Annotated in this window: 19 protein-coding genes; 13 read left to right on the forward strand and 6 right to left on the reverse strand. The window is 71.1% G+C overall.

What is annotated here, in order from left to right; translation table 11 throughout:
• Positions 1-79: 79 nt before the first annotated feature.
• A complete protein-coding gene (locus ACEN9Q_RS13270; protein WP_495628771.1) occupies positions 80-298 on the reverse strand; it encodes a hypothetical protein in 219 nt (72 codons plus the stop codon).
• A gap of 258 nt (positions 299-556) precedes the next feature.
• On the opposite strand from ACEN9Q_RS13270, the gene ACEN9Q_RS13275 reads away from it, so the two are divergent.
• Complete coding sequence (locus tag ACEN9Q_RS13275; RefSeq protein ID WP_495628772.1) at positions 557-1,396, forward strand: universal stress protein; 840 nt, start codon at positions 557-559, stop codon at positions 1,394-1,396.
• A 93-nt stretch (positions 1,397-1,489) separates the two neighbouring features.
• A complete protein-coding gene (locus ACEN9Q_RS13280; protein WP_495628773.1) occupies positions 1,490-1,912 on the forward strand; it encodes a hypothetical protein in 423 nt (140 codons plus the stop codon).
• Positions 1,913-1,937: 25 nt separating this feature from the next.
• Here ACEN9Q_RS13280 and ACEN9Q_RS13285 read toward each other — a convergent pair whose 3' ends face one another.
• Both ACEN9Q_RS13285 and ACEN9Q_RS13290 read right to left on the reverse strand, forming a co-directional pair.
• Positions 1,938-3,062, reverse strand: coding sequence for a YVTN family beta-propeller repeat protein (locus ACEN9Q_RS13285; RefSeq protein ID WP_495628948.1), 1,125 nt, complete (start codon positions 3,060-3,062; stop codon positions 1,938-1,940).
• Between the two features lie 151 nt (positions 3,063-3,213).
• On the reverse strand, positions 3,214-4,083 hold the full coding sequence (locus tag ACEN9Q_RS13290) for a creatininase family protein (RefSeq protein ID WP_495628774.1): 870 nt from the start codon (positions 4,081-4,083) through the stop codon (positions 3,214-3,216).
• Between the two features lie 414 nt (positions 4,084-4,497).
• Between ACEN9Q_RS13290 and ACEN9Q_RS13295 the strand changes: the two genes are divergently transcribed.
• Genes ACEN9Q_RS13295 through ACEN9Q_RS13305 form a run of 3 tightly spaced genes read left to right on the forward strand, consistent with a single transcriptional unit; the run spans position 4,498 to position 6,463 of the window.
• Positions 4,498-5,043: a DNA-binding protein gene (locus tag ACEN9Q_RS13295; protein WP_495628775.1), complete on the forward strand. Its 546-nt coding sequence runs from the start codon at positions 4,498-4,500 to the stop codon at positions 5,041-5,043.
• The gene (locus ACEN9Q_RS13300; RefSeq protein ID WP_495628776.1) at positions 5,040-5,672 is read left to right on the forward strand and encodes an ABC transporter ATP-binding protein; all 633 of its coding nucleotides are present in this window, start codon (positions 5,040-5,042) and stop codon (positions 5,670-5,672) included. The genes ACEN9Q_RS13295 and ACEN9Q_RS13300 overlap by 4 nt, the downstream gene beginning before the upstream one ends.
• A complete protein-coding gene (locus ACEN9Q_RS13305; RefSeq protein ID WP_495628777.1) occupies positions 5,669-6,463 on the forward strand; it encodes an ABC transporter permease in 795 nt (264 codons plus the stop codon). The genes ACEN9Q_RS13300 and ACEN9Q_RS13305 overlap by 4 nt, the downstream gene beginning before the upstream one ends.
• Here ACEN9Q_RS13305 and ACEN9Q_RS13310 read toward each other — a convergent pair.
• Positions 6,460-7,227, reverse strand: a complete 768-nt coding sequence (locus ACEN9Q_RS13310) for a class I SAM-dependent methyltransferase (RefSeq protein ID WP_495628778.1) — start codon at positions 7,225-7,227, stop codon at positions 6,460-6,462. The two genes, ACEN9Q_RS13305 and ACEN9Q_RS13310, sit on opposite strands and share 4 nt — an antisense overlap.
• 87 nt (positions 7,228-7,314) lie before the next feature.
• On the opposite strand from ACEN9Q_RS13310, the gene ACEN9Q_RS13315 reads away from it, so the two are divergent.
• On the forward strand, positions 7,315-8,085 hold the full coding sequence (locus tag ACEN9Q_RS13315) for an MmyB family transcriptional regulator (protein ID WP_495628779.1): 771 nt from the start codon (positions 7,315-7,317) through the stop codon (positions 8,083-8,085).
• A gap of 128 nt (positions 8,086-8,213) precedes the next feature.
• Positions 8,214-9,263, forward strand: a complete 1,050-nt coding sequence (locus tag ACEN9Q_RS13320) for a ferritin-like domain-containing protein (RefSeq protein ID WP_495628780.1) — start codon at positions 8,214-8,216, stop codon at positions 9,261-9,263.
• Position 9,264: 1 nt separating this feature from the next.
• Here the strand turns inward: ACEN9Q_RS13320 and hpnA are convergent, their stop codons facing one another.
• Entirely contained in the window at positions 9,265-10,266 is a 1,002-nt protein-coding gene (gene hpnA, locus ACEN9Q_RS13325) for a hopanoid-associated sugar epimerase (protein WP_495628781.1), read from the reverse strand.
• Positions 10,267-10,412: 146 nt separating this feature from the next.
• On the opposite strand from hpnA, the gene ispH reads away from it, so the two are divergent.
• From ispH to ACEN9Q_RS13355, 6 genes are read left to right on the forward strand one after another with little or no spacing between them, the layout of a single operon-like run.
• A complete protein-coding gene (gene ispH, locus ACEN9Q_RS13330) occupies positions 10,413-11,366 on the forward strand; it encodes a 4-hydroxy-3-methylbut-2-enyl diphosphate reductase (protein WP_495628782.1) in 954 nt (317 codons plus the stop codon).
• Between the two features lie 20 nt (positions 11,367-11,386).
• Positions 11,387-12,529 (forward strand): adenosyl-hopene transferase HpnH, encoded by a 1,143-nt coding sequence (gene hpnH, locus ACEN9Q_RS13335; RefSeq protein WP_495628783.1) that lies wholly within the window; start codon positions 11,387-11,389, stop codon positions 12,527-12,529.
• Positions 12,526-13,719 (forward strand): bacteriohopanetetrol glucosamine biosynthesis glycosyltransferase HpnI, encoded by a 1,194-nt coding sequence (gene hpnI / locus ACEN9Q_RS13340; protein ID WP_495628784.1) that lies wholly within the window; start codon positions 12,526-12,528, stop codon positions 13,717-13,719. The genes hpnH and hpnI overlap by 4 nt, the downstream gene beginning before the upstream one ends.
• Positions 13,720-13,727: 8 nt before the next feature.
• Positions 13,728-15,161 carry a hopanoid biosynthesis associated radical SAM protein HpnJ gene (gene hpnJ, locus ACEN9Q_RS13345; RefSeq protein WP_495628949.1) on the forward strand — a complete coding sequence of 478 codons (1,434 nt, stop codon included), beginning with the start codon at positions 13,728-13,730 and terminating at the stop codon, positions 15,159-15,161.
• Complete coding sequence (gene hpnK / locus ACEN9Q_RS13350) at positions 15,158-16,138, forward strand: hopanoid biosynthesis-associated protein HpnK (RefSeq protein ID WP_495628785.1); 981 nt, start codon at positions 15,158-15,160, stop codon at positions 16,136-16,138. Before hpnJ ends, hpnK begins: the two co-directional genes overlap by 4 nt.
• Positions 16,135-17,151, forward strand: a complete 1,017-nt coding sequence (locus ACEN9Q_RS13355) for a lysylphosphatidylglycerol synthase domain-containing protein (RefSeq protein WP_495628786.1) — start codon at positions 16,135-16,137, stop codon at positions 17,149-17,151. Before hpnK ends, ACEN9Q_RS13355 begins: the two co-directional genes overlap by 4 nt.
• Here the strand turns inward: ACEN9Q_RS13355 and ACEN9Q_RS13360 are convergent.
• The gene (locus ACEN9Q_RS13360; RefSeq protein ID WP_495628787.1) at positions 17,117-17,731 is read right to left on the reverse strand and encodes an MlaC/ttg2D family ABC transporter substrate-binding protein; all 615 of its coding nucleotides are present in this window, start codon (positions 17,729-17,731) and stop codon (positions 17,117-17,119) included. The two genes, ACEN9Q_RS13355 and ACEN9Q_RS13360, sit on opposite strands and share 35 nt — an antisense overlap.
• Between the last annotated feature and the right edge of the window lie 143 nt (positions 17,732-17,874).

The following is a 17,874-nucleotide window of genomic DNA, read 5'->3' on the forward strand; positions in this document are numbered from 1 at the left end:
GATGTTCCGGATCGGAAGTCGGGATCCGGTTCATGCTAAAGCACCCGCGCCGCCGGCGCGGATCAATCCGCTGATCGATTCAGCCGAACAGCGATTCGAACGCCCACACGATGGTCTTGGCCACGAACTGCGCGAACGGCAGGGCCAGGAGGACCAGCAGGATAATCTGGCAGACGCGCAGCACGGGTTCGAACGCATGCCAGTCGCGGTGGACGTGCGGCATGTGGAAGTGCGGCCGGTGGACGTGCGACAGGTGCAGATGAGCCTTCATGCGGGCGGGCGCGATTCCGAATTTCATCGTTGTCTCCGTATATGTATATACGTTTCAAGCATATGCTCATGCAAGACGCTCCGCCGATGATTTTTCTGATCGCGCGGACCGATGAGATTGACGGAATCAATTTGCCATTCTGTCGTGCTGACATAAACTGAAAAGTTCTGGTCTAGCAAACGATACGACGTTATCTGCATTCGGCTTGACGCGAATCAAACGAATTCCTGACGTCCCCGCTGCCCCGGCCTACACTCACCGCATACCCGTCCCGGGAGCGGCACCATGATCAAGACCATCCTCGTGCATGTCGACGGCGGCCCCGCGCAGGACAGCCGCCTGCGCGCCGCCGCCCTGCTCGCCAACACCTTCGACGCCCACCTCGTCGGCAGCGCCGACACGGGCATCGGCTGGCTCGACTACGCGCTGCTGACGGGCGCGGTGGCCGCGACGACGGCGGGCCCCGATTTCGAGAACCTGCGCGCCGCCGCCCGCGCGCGCCTGGACAGCTTCGAGGACGCGGCGCGCCGCCTGGGCGTGGCCTCCTTCGAAGCCCGCCTGATCGAGGACGAGGCCCGCTACGCGCTGCTGCTGCAGTCGCGCTATGCCGACCTCGTCGTGCTGAGCCGCGGCGCCCAGGCCGATCCCGCGCGGCCGGTACGGGCGCGCGCCCTGCCGGATCACATGGCGCTGCACGGCGCCCGTCCGGTGCTGGTGGTGCCGCCGGATCATGCGGACGCGCCGCTGCCCGGCACCGCCGTCGTCGGCTGGGACGGCAGCATGCAGGCCATTGCCGCGATCGCCGCCGCCCTGCCGCTGCTCGTGCGTGCGGACATCGTGCGGCTGGCCCTCGTCAATCCGGAGGCGTCCGGAGACCTGCACGGCCAGCAGCCCGGCGCCGACATGGCGCTGTACCTGGCCCGGCACGGGGCGCGGGTCGACGTGGTCGTCGAACGCACCCGCGCCACCGTCGGCGACGCGTTGATGGGCCTGGCGCACGACTGCCGCGCAGGCCTGATGGTGACGGGCGCCTACAGCCACGGCCGCTACCGCGAATGGATGCTCGGCGGCGTCACGCGCGAACTGCTGGAACGGGCCCGCGTGCCGCTATTGCTCGCACACTGAGCGACGGAATCCGCCGCGTTTGCGATAAATCAAACAACAAACCAAGCGCACCAAAGACACTGCTCTTCATCATCGACGAGATTGAGGCAGATCATGCACTTCCACCAACCCGACGCGGACCCGCACGCCGCCTGCGCAGCCGTGCGCGACAGCCGCGAACGCCTGTGCGCCCGCATCGCCGCCCTGCAGGCGCAATCGGACGACATCTTCGTACAGGATTTCCCCGCCGTCGTGGCGGCGGTCGAAACGGATTTCCGGCGCGAGGAGGCGCTGCTCGAGCGGCTCGGCGACGCCTGCCTGCATCCGCGCCGCGCCGACTACGCCGTCGTGCTGTGCGCGCTGCACCGCACGCTGGCGCAGATCGAAGGGGGCGACGTCGTGCTGGGCCGCCAGGTCGCGGATGCGCTGGGGGCCGTGTTGTCGCTGCCGTGGGATGCCGGCACGGACGCGCCGCGCGCGCCTCCGGCCGGCATGCGGCGCCCGCGTGCGGCGCGCGCCGCCGGGTCGATTCACTGAGCGGCGGGGCCGGCGCCCCGCGCGGTCAGCGCAGGTTGCCCGTGTGCCCGAGCGAATAGCGGCCCGGTTGCGGCCACACGGTCAGGCCGTGCGGCTCGCCGCCGACCTTCACCTTCTGCATGTCGCCCGTCTTCGTGTCGATGCGGTAGACGACGTCGTCGAAGCGGCCCGACAGCCACAGCCACTTGCCGTCCGCGCTGACGTTGCCCATGTCCGGACTGCCGCCGCCCGGCACGGGCCAGTTGGCGATGATCTTCCCGGTCGCGAAGTCCAGCACGGCCACGCTGCCCGGTCCCTTGCGCTTGCCGTGGATGCGGTGCGTGCCGCGGCTCGAGATGTACAGGTATTTGCCGTCGCGGCTCGGATACAGGCCGTGCGTGCCGATCCCGACGGGGACGAAGCCGATCTGCTTCAGGTTGTCGCCGTCGACGACGTGCACGCCGTCCGCATCCATGTCGGCCACGTAGAAGCGCTTGCCGTCGGGCGAGATGCGCACGTCCTGCGGCATGCCCTTCTTGGCCGTGCAGATCTCGCTGGCGCCCGGCGCCGTCGGGTCGACGCCTTCGCGGAAGCGCGTCGACGGCATCGACAGTTTCAGGTAGCCGAGCACCTTGCGGTTGACCATGTCGATCTTCGCGAGGCTGCCGTCGAATTCGCACGTGAACAGCGCGTAGCGGCCGTCGATCGAGAATTCGGCGTGGTTGATGCCGCCGCACTGCGGCACCTCGATGGCGTACTGCATCGCCATCGTGTGCGGATCGCGGAAGTCGAGGCGGTGGCGCGCCTCGGTCACGACGATCGCCGACTTGCCGTCCGGCGTGAAATACATATTGTACGGGTCGTCGACGGTCACGTTCGGCCCCGGCTTGCCGGTGCGCGGGTCGATGGGCGTCAGGCTGCCGTCGCCGCGCCGCTCGGCATTGTTCGCCACCCACAGCGTGCGCAGGTCCCACGACGGGATCACGTGCTGCGGGCTGCGGCCGACCTTGAAGGTGTCCACGACCTTCATCGTCGCGGGATCGATGACACTGACGTCGTTCGAACGCAGGTTCGGCACGTACACGCGTTCCAGATCGCCTTTCACGACGGGGCTCAGGTGCGTGGGGCCGATCTCGCTGTACACATTGCGCGGATCGACGACGGGCGGCATGCCCGGCACGGTCGCGACGGCGGCGGTCGCCGTTGCCGGGACGGGGATCGGGGCGGACGCAGCGACGACACGCGACGCGACGACGCCGCCGGCCAGGACGGACAGGGCCAGGACGGCACCAACGGTAGTTTTGGATGACACGATGGCTTCTTTACTTTCGATGGGAAGGATTCGGATTCTGGTCTGGCGCGCCCTGGCGGGCGGCGCGGATCGCGGCCACGGAGGCGTCCACGATGCGCTCGACGCCGATGCGGCCCAGTTCCGCGGTCGCGCGGGTCGGATCGCCGTGCACGCCCGCACGCACGCCGCCGCGGGCGCCCGCCGCCACCTGGGCCGGGCGCACGAGCGCGGGGTCGACGGCCAGCGACAGCGCCGTGTCGGCCAGGCCCGCGTGCGTGCCGATCTCGGCGTCGGCGAAGCCGCGCTGCTTCAGGTCGGCGTTGAACGTGGTCGTCGCGGCCTCGTAATACGCGCCCAGGGCATGGGCGCGGCAACCGCCGGCCCGGTTCACGCGCGCGGCGGCCTTGTCTTCGTTGCGCTGGTAGCCGCCGTGGTCGCCCAGGAAGAACACGTCGCGGATGCCGTGCCGGCACAGGCTCAGCGCGGTGGATTCGAGCAGGGACTCGAACGCGGCATCGGGAATCGACAGGGTGCCCGCGAACCGCATGTGGGCGGCCGGCGGCGTGATCGACCCTTCCGGCACATAGGCGACGACGGGCGCGACGACGGCATCGCCCAGCCGCGCGGCGATCCGCCCCGCCAGCACGCGGGCGCGCACGTTGTGCTTGCCGAGGACGATGTGCGGGCCGCTCTGCTCGGTGCCGCCGATGGGCACGAGTGCCGTCGTGGCGCCGGCCGCGATGCGGTCGCGCAGTTCCGGCGACGTCATCTCTTCGATATACACGCCGGGGCCGGCGCGGTCGGCCGCGGCAGGTGCCGCCGACGCGTGGACCGCCGCGGCCAGGGCCAGGCCGGCGACCACCAGCGCCTTGCGGCGCCACGAGTTGTGCAGGTGAAGCATTGATCCGTGTTCCTGATGCTTGCGCGCGCCTGGCACGAACGCCATTCGCCGCGCGACCGAGCACCTATTGTAGAGCATAGCGGCGCGGCGGACGGGCGGCGCGGGCGGATTTTTTTGCGACCGGCGCCAGAGTGTCGCGCCGTGGCGGCAGATGCTTGCCAGTCCGGCAAACGTCCGCGCACGGCAGGCAGGCATTCCTTTTCAAATGTTCAACTGCCGCTACGGCCGCGTGCCGGCCATCGCATCGTTACCTGATGCCACAGGCGGCCTGCGAACACCAGGGAAGCACGACGATCGCCGTCGGCAGTACAATGCTGACCGTCCCCGCCGCGCGTGGGCAATGGCATCGCGTGCGGCACCGCGGACGGGTGAACCACGCCGGTTTCTGATCCGGCACGACGACACGGAGACGACATGGCGCGCAGCGGACTCACGAAATCACAGGTCAGGGAAGCCCGCGACCGCCTGCTGGCGGCGGGGCGCCACCCGTCCGTCGACGCGCTGCGCCACGCGCTGGGCGACAGCGGCTCCAAGTCGACCATCCACAAATACCTCAAGGAGCTGCGCAGCGAAGAAGGGGCCGCGCAAGCCGCCCCCGGCATCAGGCGCGAAGACACGGGCCGCGCCCTGCACGCCCTCGTCGACGAGCTGGCCGACCGCCTGCACGCCGATTTCGACGAGCGCGTGCGCCTGCTGCGCGCCGCCCACGACGCCGCGCTGCGCGAGCGCGAGCACGAACTGGCCGAGCTGCGCAGCACCGTCGCCACGCTGACGGCCCGCGTGCAGCAGCTGGAAGCGGAAGCGCAGTCCGGCGGCGACGACACGCCCCTGCGCCACTGGCACGACCGGCAGAGCGCCGCGGGCGGGTTCGGCCACTTCGACAGCAGCCTGCTGAATTCGCGCTCGTCCCTGCCCGACGCCTCTCCGTTCGACATGATCCGGGCCGCCGCACGCTCGTGACCGACGCCGCCGCCCGCACCGCCGCGCCCGTGCTGCTGTCCGCACGCGACCTGCGTTCGCCGTTCGGCGGTCCGTTCACGTTCGACGTGCGCGCGGGCGAATGCATCGCCATCCAGGGCCCGTCCGGCGCCGGCAAGAGCGTCCTGCTGCGCATGCTGGCCGACCTCGACCCGCACGACGGCGCCGCCCTGCTCGACGGCTGCCCCGCCGCGTCGATGCCGGCCCCGGCCTGGCGCGCCGCCGTCGTCTACCAGGCGGCCGAGCCGGCATGGTGGGAGGCGACGGCCAGTGCACACTTCACGGCTTGCGACCAGGATGCCGTCGACGCCGCGCTCGCGGCATTGGGACTGCCGGCCCGGCTACTGGACGCGGAGCTCGACCGCCTGTCGACGGGCGAACGCCAGCGCCTCGCCCTCGTCCGCTCGCTGGCCCGGCGCCCGCGCGTGCTGCTGCTCGCCCACCCGCCGGGGGCCCTCCACCCGCACGCGGTCGCGCGCGTGGAAGCGCTGCTGCGCGACGGCCTCGCGCGCGGCATGGCCGTGCTGATCGCGACGCACGCCGGCGAACAGGCGCGCCGCCTCGCGCACCGCATCTTCCGCCTCGAACAGGGGCAGCTCGTCGCGCCATGAACGCCATCCATCTCGGCGCCTGGGACCTGCTCGCGGCCGCGACGTTGATCGTGCTGGATGCCGCGCTGTCGCTGGCGCTGCGCCTCGGGCTGCACCGCCAGATCCTCGTCGCGGCCGTGCGCATGACGGCGCAACTGACGATCGTCGGTGTCGTGCTGCGCCACGTGTTCGCGACGGCGTCCGCGGCGACGACGCTGGCCGTCGTCGTGTTCATGATCGCCGCCGCCGCGCGCGAGGTCGCGACGCGGCCGAAGCAGCGCCTCGGGCGCCACATGAATTACCGGATCAGCGCCGCCGTCGTGTCGTGCGCCGGCTTCGCGACGGTGCTGCTGGCCCTGACGACGGCCGTGCGCCCGACGCCGTGGTACGAACCGCGCTACGCGATTCCGCTGATGGGCATCGTGCTCGGCAGCGTGCTGAACGCCGCCAGCCTCGCACTGGACGGCATCCTCGACGGCGTCGTGCGCGAGCGCGCCCGCATCGAAGCGCGACTGGCCCTCGGCACCCCGTTCCGCGACGCCATCGCCCCACTGGTCCGCAGCGCGACGCGGCGCGGCATGATCCCCGTCGCCAACCAGATGTCGGCCGCCGGCATCATCACCCTGCCGGGCATCATGACGGGCCAGCTGCTGGCCGGCATGGACCCGATGGACGCCGTCAAGTACCAGATCCTGCTGATGTTCCTGCTGGCCGGCGCGAGCGGCCTGGCGGCGAGCGGCGCCGCCCTGCTGGCCGTGCGCGCGCTGAGCGACGGCCGCCAGCGGCTGCGCGTCGACCGGCTGCAGGCCTAGACCGGGCGCGCGACGATCAGGGCCGAGTCGATGGTGAAGCTGCCGTCGTCCTCGAGCGCGAAATAGTCCTTCACCTCGGCCGACGCGCGCCGCTGCAGCGACCGGATCGCGGCGACGTGCACGTCGGGCGTCTGCATCCGTTCGATCCACGCGCCGAAGTCGAGCCGCAGCTTGTACGTCGCCACCTCCCCGACCGCGAAGCCGAGGGACGCCAGCGCCGCCTTCCACTCGGCCAGCGTCCCGTTCCGCACGTGCGATGGATCGCGCAGCAGTTCCAGCGACTGCAGCCAGGTGTCGAGCAACGACACGCCGGGCGACACGACGTCCATGAACAGCGCCAGGCCATCCGGCTTGACCACCCGCCGCATCTGCGCCAGGCCGTCCGTGAACGCGCCCCAATGATGCGCGCTGTAGCGGGTGGCGACGACGTCGAACGACCCGGACGGACAAGGCAGCGCCTCGGCCGCACCCCGCTTCGTGACGATGTTGTCCAGGCCCCGCTTGCGGGCCTCGGCGGCGACCGTCTCCAGCATCGCGGCCGACAGGTCGTAAGCGACGACCTTCTCGACGAGGCCGGCCATGCGGAACGCCACGTGGCCGCCACCGCACCCCATGTCCAGTGCGATGGCGTGCGGACGGCTGCCGATCACGGCGGCCATGCGTTCCAGGTCGGCGCCGCTGGCATGCACGGCGCTCGCCAGATAGGCCTGCGCGCGGGAATCGTATTGTTCGAGAACGGTTGCATCGTGGGTGGCGGTCGTCATGCTTGCTCCTTTGAACGTGAAAAACCCATTGTGGGCCACAGGTTTTCCTGTTACAAGGAGCCTGTTTATACTGGTATTACGACCACCATGACCGACTCTCACCAGCGCCGGCTGCTCGGCGCATTCATCCGCGCCCATCGCGCACGCCTGACGCCCGCCAGGCCCGGCAGCCGGCGCCGCACGCCCGGCCTGCGGCGCGAAGAGCTGGCCGACGCGGCCGGCCTGGGCGTCACGTGGATCACGTGGCTCGAACAGGGCCGCGACGTCCAGCCGTCCGTGGCCGCGCTGGCGCGCCTGGCCGACGCGCTGCAGCTGTCCGCGGCCGAGCGCGCCTCGCTGTTCGACCTCGCCGGCAAGAAAGACCCGCGCGCGGGCGCCGAGCACGCCAACGACCTGCCGCCCGCCCTGCTGGCGCTGCCGGGGCTGATGTCCGCGCCGGCCTACCTGCTCGATCACACCTGGACGGCGCGCGCCTGGAACGACGCCGCGGCCGCCCTGTTCGTCGGCTGGCTGGCCCCGGACGCGACCGACCGCAACCTGCTCCGCTACGTCTTCCTGCACCCCGCCGCACGCGAACTCATCGTGGACTGGGACACGCGGGCGCGGCGCCTGGCGGCCGAGTTCCGCGCCGACTTCCACCGGCGGCCGGCGGATGCCGACATGCAGGCGCTCGTCGAGCAATTGCGCCGGGACAGCGAACCCTTTGCGCAGTGCTGGGACAAGCAGGACGTGCTGCATCGCGAGGGCGGCGAGCGCCAGTTCAGGCATCCCGTCAGGGGCGAGCTCAGCTTCGTTCAGACCACGTTGCTGGTGGCCTTGCAGATGGAGATCAAGATGGTTTGCCTGGCCGACGGATGAGGTGACTGCCATCGTCGCGCGCCGCGTTCCGGCGCAAGCGGTTGCGTCGGAACGCGAACCTTCCGGGTCGAAACCTGTCCAGAGATGAAGGGATGCCTTGCGCATCATTGCCGACCGACGGGAGCAGCATGCACGACCACGCCACGGACACGTTCGACGTCGCCACGCTGGTGCCGGGCTTCCGCCCGCCACCGCAACCGGATCCGGCCGACGCATCGCTGCCCGGCGCGGCCGCCCGGCTGGCCGCGGCGGACGCCCGCATGCGGCATTGGCGCTATCCCGCCGACGGTCCGCTCGTGCCCGGCTCGGACCGGCACGCGGACGCAAGCTGTCGCATGTTTCGCGAGACCTTCAATCCTTATCGTCCCGCCGTGCTGGACTGGCCCGTCCTGGCCCCGGCCACCCGCGCGCGCATCGTGGCACTGCCGATCTGGGACATCGCCGTCCAGACGGAAGGCAAGGCGCGCCTGCGCATGGCGGCCTATGCCGGCACGCTCGACGAGCCCGGCATGCGCGACGCGCTCGCGCTGAACGCGTGGGAAGAACAGCGCCACAAGGAAGTCCTGTCGCGCATGGCCGCGGCGTACGGCATCGAACTGGCGCCCGAGCCGGCGCCGCCCCTGCCCCGCGACCGGGAATGGGCCTATCTCGTCACCGGCTACAGCGAATGCATCGACAGCTTTTTCGCCTTCGGCCTGTTCGAACTGGCGCGGCGTTCCGGACTGTTCCCGCCGGCGCTCGTCGATACGTTCGAACCCGTGATGCAGGAAGAGTGCCGCCACATCCTGTTCTTCGCCAACTGGGCCGCCTGGCACCGCGCCCGTCTGCCCTTCCGGCGCCGCGTGCGCTTCGAAGCGAGGGTCGCCGCCGTCTGGTGCTTCCTCGCGTGGGAGCGGATCGGCCTCGCGCGCGCCGTCGACCCGCGCGGCGGCGCGCGCGAACCGGACAATAATTTCACGCTGCACGGCGCCCAGTCGGTGGCGGACGACGGCATCCGGCTCCGCGACCTGGTCGCACTGTGCCTCGCGGAAAACGACCGGCGCTTCGCCGGCTACGACGAACGGCTGTTGCGGCCCGCGACCATGCCGCGCCTGGCGCGTCTTGTGCTGCGTTTTGTCCTGCGGTTTGTGCCACGTTTCGCGCCGCGCCCGTCCAGGCCGTTCTGGCGCCGGCGCTGAGCTAGTCGAGATAGCCCTCGCGCCCGAACCACGCGACCGCCTCCCGCACACCGGCGCCGTACGGTCCGGGCCGGTAGCCGAGTTCCCGCTCCGCCTTCGCGGACGAATAGAACATCCGGTTGCGCGACATCCGCAAGCCGTCCACGGTCAGGAACGGCTCCCGCCCGCGCAGGCGCGCGAGGGCCTCGGCCGCGTACGCCAGCGGCACCAGCGGCGCGGCCGGCAGCCTCAGGCGCGGCGGCGCGCGGCCCGCGGCCTGCGCGATCTCGGCCAGCAGGTCCCGCAACGTCACGTTCTGCCCGCCGAGGATGTAGCGCTCGCCCACGCGCCCGCACTCCAGCGCGAGCAGGTGCCCGCGCGCCACGTCCTCGACGTCGACGACGTTCAGGCCCGTCTCCACGAACGCCGGCATCCGTCCGCGGGCTGCCTCGACGACGATGCGCCCGGTCGGCGTCGGACGCACGTCGCGCGCGCCCACCGGCGTCGACGGATTGACGATCACGGCCGGCAAGCCGTCCTGCGCGACCATGCGCCCGACCAGCCGTTCGGCCGCCACCTTGCTGCGCTTGTACGCGCCGATGGCCTCGTGTTCCGCCAGCGGCTCGTCTTCCGTGGCGGCCACGGTCGACGGGCCGACGCGCAGCGTGGCCACGCTGCTGGTGACGACGACGCGCTCGACCCCGGCCGCCAGCGCGGCCCGCATCACGACCCGGGTCCCGTCCAGGTTGTTGCGCACGATCTCGCCGGGCTCGCGCGCCCACAGCCGGTAATCCGCCGCGACATGCAGCAGGAAGCGCGCACCGGCCAGCGCGCGCCCGACGGCCGCCGTGTCGCGCAGGTCGCCTTCGACCAGCTCGGCCTCGAGCCCGGCCAGGTTACGGCGCGGGCTACTTGCGCGCACCAGGGCGCGGACGGCGTAGCCCCGCGCCAGCGCCGCGCGCGCCACGGCGGCGCCGACGAATCCGGCCGCGCCCGTGACCAGCACGAGGTCCCTGCCCGCCACCGTTGCCTCCTTCCGGCGTCCATCTGCGTCGCATTCTAGTCTGGTATGCGATCCGCATACGCATCTGGATCAAACGCGCCGACCGAACTTGCGGGCCGGCGCCGACTCCAACCTGCACCAAACGGAAAGCACCGCCGGGAACCGTCATGCACGTCATCCTTGCCCAGCCGCGCGGGTTTTGCGCGGGCGTCGTCCGGGCCATCGACATCGTCGAGCACGCGCTCGATCGGTACGGTGCGCCTGTTTATGTGCGCCACGAAATCGTCCACAACCAGGCCGTCGTGAACGGGCTGCGCGCCAAGGGCGCCGTCTTCGTCGAGGACCTGGGCGACGTGCCGCGGCAGGCGGTGACGGTGTTCAGCGCGCATGGCGTGGCGCGCACAGTCGAGTCCGACGCCCGGGCGCGCGACCTGCGCGTGCTGGACGCCACCTGTCCGCTCGTCGCCAAGGTCCACCTCCAGGGACGCCAGTACGCCGCGAGCGGCCGGACCGTGATCCTGATCGGCCACCCGGGCCACCCCGAGGTCGAGGGGACGATGGGCCGGATCGACGGCCGCGTCCTGCTCGTGCGCGACGAGCGCGACGCCGACGCCCTCGACCTGCCGCCGGACACGCCCCTCGCCTACGTGACGCAGACGACGCTCAGCGTGGACGACACGCGCGGCGTCATCGCCGCGCTGCGGCGGCGCTTCACGGACATCGTCGGCCCCGACGTGCGCGACATCTGTTATGCCACCCAGAACCGCCAGCGCGCCGTGCGCGACCTGTGCCGCCAGGTCGACGTGCTGCTCGTCGTCGGCGCGCCGAACAGCTCGAACTCGAACCGCCTGCGCGAGATCGGCGCCGCGACCGGCACGCCCACGTGGCTGCTGGCGGATGGCGGCGAGCTCGATCCCGCCTGGGTCGCGCAGGCGGGCGTCGTCGGCATCACGGCCGGCGCGTCCGCGCCCGAAGCCACGGTCGAACACGTGATCGATGCGCTGCGCGCGCTCGGGCCCGTCGACGTCTCGACGATGGACGGCATCGAGGAGCACATCGAATTCAAGCTGCCGCGCGCGCTCGCGGACGCGCCGGCCCGGCCCGGTCCCGGTCCCGGCTGACCCGCTCGAGAGGAGACGTCATGGCGATCCCGTTCCTGCAGAAAGCCCTGGTCGGCGCCTACGTACTGCGCAAGCACCTGGCCGGCGAGCGCCGCTATCCGCTCGCGCTGATGCTCGAGCCGCTGTTCCGCTGCAACCTGGCCTGCGCGGGCTGCGGCAAGATCGATTATCCGGGCGAGATCCTCGACCAGCGCCTGTCGGTGGACGAATGCCTGGGCGCCGTCGACGAATGCGGCGCGCCCGTCGTCTCCATCGCTGGCGGCGAGCCGCTGCTGCACAAGGACATGCCCGCGATCGTCGCCGGCGTCGTCGCCCGCCGCAAATTCGTCTACCTGTGCACCAATGCCCTGCTGCTGGAACGAAAGCTCGACGAGTACCGCCCGGGCCCGTTCTTCACGTGGTCCGTCCACCTCGACGGCGACGAAGACATGCACGACCGCTCCGTCTGCCAGTCGGGCGTCTACCGGCGCGCCGTCGCCGCGATCCGGCGCGCCAAGGCGGCGGGTTTCCGCGTCAACGTCAACTGCACGCTGTTCAACGACGCGCGGCCGGAGCGTGTCGCCGGCTTTTTCGACACGCTGAAGAACATGGAGGTGGACGGCATCACCGTGTCGCCCGGGTACGCCTACGAACGCGCCCCCGAGCAGCAGCATTTCCTCGCGCGCAGCCGCACCAAGCAATTGTTCCGGGACATATTGGCGCACGGCGACGGCGGACGCCGCTGGGCGTTCAGCCAGTCCAGCCTGTTTCTCGACTTCCTCGCCGGGAACCAGACCTACCGCTGCACGCCCTGGGGCAACCCGACGCGCACGGTATTCGGCTGGCAACGCCCCTGCTACCTGCTGGGCGAAGGCTATGCCCGCTCGTTCCGCGCCCTGATGGACGAGACCGACTGGGATGCCTACGGCACGGGCCGCTACGAAAAATGCGCGGACTGCATGGTGCACAGCGGCTACGAAGCCAGCGCCGTCGAGGATACGCTCGCCCACCCGCTGGCCGCCGCCAGGGTCGCGCTGCGGGGCGTGGCGACGAGCGGGGCAATGGCGCCCGACATTCCGCTGCGCGACCAGCGTCCCGCGCAACACGTGCATGCGCACCAGGTGGCCATCCGGCTGGAAGAGATCCGGGGCCGCAAGGCCGGGATGAACGGAGGGGCGCAATGATCGCGCCGGCCCTGCCGTCCTTCGCCGCCGTTGCCGGCACGGCGCTGACGCTGCTGGCGGCGCTGTACGCGCTGGCCGCGCTGTTCTGCCGCGGCGCCCGAACGGGTGCGGCGCATGCCCCGGCACCCGTTACCGTACTCAAGCCCCTGTGCGGCGCCGAGCCGCGGCTGGAGGCCAATCTCGCCGGCCTGTGCATGCAACATCATCCGCATTACCAGCTCGTGTTCGGCGTCCGCGATCCGGACGATCCGGCCATCGCCGTCGTCGAGCGGCTGGCGCGCCGCTTCCCCGCCGTCGACATGCGGCTCGTCGTCGATCCGCGCGTCCACGGCAGCAATCTCAAGGTGAGCAACCTGATCAACATGATGGGCGCCGCGCGCCATCCCTGGCTCGTGCTGGCCGACAGCGACATCACCGTCGGGCCCGATTACCTGGCGCGCGTGACGGCGCCGCTGGCCGAGCCGGCCGTCGGCATCGTCACCTGCCTGTACCACGGGCGCCCGCTGGACGGATTCTGGCCCCGCATCGGCGCACTCTTCATCGATACCTGGTTCACGCCGTCCGTCGAGGTCGCGGCCAGCGGCGGCAGCCGCGCCTTCGCGTTCGGCGCCACGATCGCCGTACGCGCCGCGACGCTGCGCGCGATCGGCGGCATCGAGGTCCTGAAGAACCGCCTGGCCGACGACTACCGCCTCGGCGAGCTCACGCGGGGCCTGGGTCTCGCGACCGTCCTGTCGGATGTCTGCGTCGGCACCGACGTGACCGAGAACAGCCTGCGCGCGCTGTGGGCACGGGAACGGCGCTGGATGCAGACCATCCGCTCGCTGAACCCGCCCGGCTACGCGTGTTCCTTCATCACGTTCACCTTGCCGATGCTGGCGCTCGGCCTGGCGCTGGCGCCGACGGCATGGAACGGCGCGCTGGCCCTCGCCGGCACCGCCGCGCGCCTCGGCCTGCACTGGCGCCAGCCCGCTCCCGGCGTGCCGGCGCCGGGTCATGCCCGCTACGCGCCGCTGCGCGACTGCCTGCTGTTGCTGGAATGGCTCAGCGGCTTCGCCGGTACGACGGCACGCTGGCGCCGGCACGACCTGCCCATCGACACGGGACGCGCACCCGCCGCGGAACCCGGCGCACGACCGTCCTGGCGCCAACGATCATGGAGGCAGCGATCATGGAGGCAGCGATCATGAAGACAGCGATGCTGAAGACCCTGTTCCTGCAGGCGCCCTCGTTCGACGGTTTCGACGGCGGCGCCGGCTCGCGCTACCAGGCGAAGCGCGAAATCCGCTCGTTCTGGTATCCGACGTGGCTGGCCCAGCCGGCCGCCCTCGTGCCGGGCAGCCGGCTGCTCGACGCCCCCGCGGACGGCCTCACGGTCGCGCAGGCGCTGGAGATCGCGCAACGGTACGAACTCGTGATCATCCACACGAGCACGCCCTCGTTTCCCGGCGACGTGCGCTTCGCCGGCATGCTCAAGGCCACGCACCCCGCGGTACGCATCGGCATGGTGGGCGCCAAGGTCGCCGTCGATCCCGGCGGTTCGCTGCGGGCGGGCCCCGTCATCGATTTCGTCGCCCGCGAGGAATTCGACTTTACCTGCCGCGACATCGCCCAGGGCCTGCCGCTGGCGGACATCGCGGGCGTCAGCTGGCGCGACGCCGCCGGCGAAATCCGCCACAATCCGCCGCGCGCCATCCTCGAAGACATGGATGCATTGCCGTTCGTCGCGCCCGTCTACCGGCGCGACCTGAACATCCGCAACTACTTCATCGGCTACCTGAACTATCCGTACGTCTCGCTGTACACGGGGCGCGGATGCCGGTCGCGCTGCACGTTCTGCCTGTGGCCGCAGACCGTCGGCGGACACCGCTACCGCACCCGCTCGGCGGAAAACGTGCTGGCCGAGGTCCGCTGGATCAAGGAGAACATGCCGGAAGTGAAGGAGATCATGTTCGACGACGACACGTTCACCGACTTCCGCCCCCGCGCCGAGGCCATCGCGCGGGGCCTGGGCGAGCTGGGCGTCACGTGGTCATGCAATGCGAAGGCGAACGTGCCGTATTCGACGCTCAAGGTGATGAAGGAAAATGGTCTGCGACTGCTACTCGTGGGCTACGAATCCGGCGACGACCAGATTCTCCTGAACATCAAAAAGGGTTTGCGCACCGATATCGCGCGCCGCTTCGCCGCCGATTGCCGCGCGCTCGGCATCATGGTGCACGGCACGTTCATCCTCGGGCTCCCCGGCGAGACGCGGGAGACCATCGCGAAATCGATCGCGTTCGCCAAGGAAATCAACCCGCACACGATCCAGGTATCGCTGGCGGCCCCGTATCCCGGCACCCGGCTGTACGAACAGGCACTGGAAAACGACTGGATACCGCCGCACAGGACGATCCCCCTCGTCGACGGCAGCGGCGTGCAACTGGCCGCGCTCAGCTATCCGCACCTGTCGCGCGACGAGATCTACCATGGCGTGGAACAGTTTTACCGCAGCTTTTACTTTCGTCCTTCCAAGATCTGGGAGATCGTCAGCGACATGCTGCACAGCTGGGACATGACCCGGCGCCGCCTGCGCGAAGGCATCGAATTCTTTCACTTCCTGCGCACCCACGGCGCGGCGCAGTCATGAACGGCCGGGCCGGCACGGCGGCAGGTCCGCAGGCGCTGCGCCCGCCGGGCCTGATCGTCACGGCCGACGACTTCGGCCTGCACCCGAGCGTGAACGCGGCCGTCGAGCGCGCGCACCGGGACGGCATCCTGACGGCCGCCAGCCTGATGGTGGGCGCGTCCGCGTCCGCCGACGCGATCGCCCGCGCCCACGCCCTGCCGGGCCTGCGCGTCGGGCTGCACCTCGTCCTCGCCGACGGACCGGCCGTGCTGCCGCCCCGGGCGATCCCCGATCTGGTGGACGGCAGCGGACGCTTCGGCACACGGATGGCAAGCGCCGGCATGCGCTTCTTTTGCCTGCCGCGCGTGCGCCGCCAGCTGGCGCGGGAGATCCGCGCCCAGTTCGACGCGTTCGCCGCCAGCGGCCTGGCGCTTGACCACGTCAACGCCCACAAGCATTTTCACCTGCATCCGACGATCCTGTTGCTCGTCATCCGCATCGGCCGCGAGTTCGGCCTGCGCGCCGTGCGGCTGCCGCGCGAGACGGGGCCGCCGTGGCAGTCCGGGGCATGGCTGCGTCCATGGCTGGCGCTGCTCGAGGCGCGGCTGGATGCGGCGCGCATCGCCCATAACGATTACGTGATCGGCATCCGCCAGTCGGGCCGCTTCGATGAGCCGGCCCTGCTGGCGGCGCTGCGCGGCCTGCCGGCATCGGGCATCGGCGAACTCTACCTGCACCCCGCGCTCGACTCGGGTGCGGCGATCGCGCCGTCGATGCGCGGCTACCGCCACGCCGCCGAATTCGCCGCGCTCGTCGCGCCGCGCGTGCGCGCCACGTGCGACGCCCTGCGTGCGCGCGGCTGGCGCATGGGTGGATTTGCCGACCTCGTCCCCGCATCAGGCGGTACGGACGCCGCGCCGCGCGCGGCCAGGGCCACCGGCCCGCCGGCGGGCACCGTCGGGGCACACGCCGACGGCCAGGACAGGGGCACGCCATGAGCGGGCCCCGCACGATGACCTGGCTGGCGGCGGCGGCCGGACTCGCGCTGCTTGCCATGCTCATCCATGCGGAGGGCGGGTCCGGCATCGCGGCCGCCGTCGGACGCGCCGGCTGGGCGCTGCTGCTGATCGTGCCGGCCCGCATCGCCACGCAGGCGCTCGACATGCGCGCGTGGCGGGTGCTCCTCGAACCGTTCGATCGCGCCCGCGCGGCCGGGCCCCTGTTCCTGCTGTGGGTCGCCTTCGTGCGCGAGGCCGTCAATCGCCTGCTGCCGGTGGCGAATATCGGCGGTGAAGTGGTCGGAGTGCGGCTCGCGTGCCGCCGCATTCCCGACAAGGCGGGCGTCGCCGCCAGCGTCGTCGTGGAGGTCCTGTTGACGATCGTCGTGCTGTATCTGTTCTGCGGTCTCGGCGCCGTGCTGATGCTGCGGCTCGCCGCCGGCCCGGGCCCGGTCGGGGTCGTCGCGGCCGCCTTGTTGCTGTCGCTGCCGCTGCCGGTGCTCGCGTGGTGGTGGCTGGCGCGGGGCGCGCCGTTCGCGCGGCTCGCGCGGTGGGCGCGGCGCCTGCCCGCGCTGCACGAGCTCGGCGGGGCGCGCCTGGACGGCATGGACATCGACGCCGGCGTCAAGCGCCTGTTCGGGCAACGAACCCGTCTTGCGCGCGCGGCGCTGTGGTCGCTGCTGGCGTATGCGCTGGGCACGTTCGAGACGTGGTATGCCCTGATGCTGCTCGGCCATCCCGTCGGCCTGCAAGCCGCGCTCGCCATCGAGGCGCTGACGCAGGCCGTGCGCCACGCGGGCTTCATGGTGCCGGCGGGCCTGGGCGTGCAGGAAGCCGCCGTGCTGCTGTTCGGCCAGCTGGCCGGCGTCGGCGGGGAGGTCGCGCTGTCGCTGGCGCTCGTCAAGCGGATGCGCGAGCTCGCGACCGGGGTGCCCGCCCTCGTCTCGTGGCAGTGGTTCGAACTGCGCCGGCGTCCCCTCAGGGTCCGCGATTATGCGCCGCCAGGTAACTGATCAGGCCGTCGATGCCGCCGGACGCCAGCCGCGCCGCAAATTGCTGGCGGTACACCTGGATCAGCCACGCGCCCATCATGTCGATGTCGTAGATCTTCCAGCCCGCCGCCGTCCGGCGCATCCGGTAATCGATGGCCATGGTGTCGCCGCCGGTCACCACGGTCGTCCTGACGACGGCGTCGTCGGCGTCCGCTGCCGGACGGTCGGCCGGCGCGTAGCGGAATTGCGTGTCGTCCTGCCGCATCTGCGTCAACTGGATGGCGTAGGTGCGGGCCAGCAGCGTCTGGAATTCGCGGAACAGGGCGTCGCGCTGGGCGGGCGTCGCGTGCGTCCATGCGCTGCCCACCGCGTACTGCGTCGTGAGCATGAAGTCGGTGGACGGCAGGAAGTCGCGGCGGACGATCTCGAGCGTCCGCTCGGGGTCGCCGGCGCGCGCGCCGGGGTCGCTGCGGATGGCGCCCATGACCTTGTCGATCGTGCCCTTGAGCATTTGCTCCGGTCCGCGCGGGTCCACCTGCCGGGCAAAGGCCGCCGGCGGCATCGACAAGGCAAGGGCAAGCAGGCATGGGGTCGGTTTCATACGGTCTCCGTTCGGCACAGGCATAAGACCATGCATCCGTCGCGCATGTTCCCGCCGCTGTTCCTTGCGCGCGACGCCGGCGGCAGGAAACACGGGCCGCTGCGCCAATCCGCGCACACATGCGCCGGATCACGGGACCGCGG

The organism is Massilia sp. Masssp93, assembly GCF_059491295.1.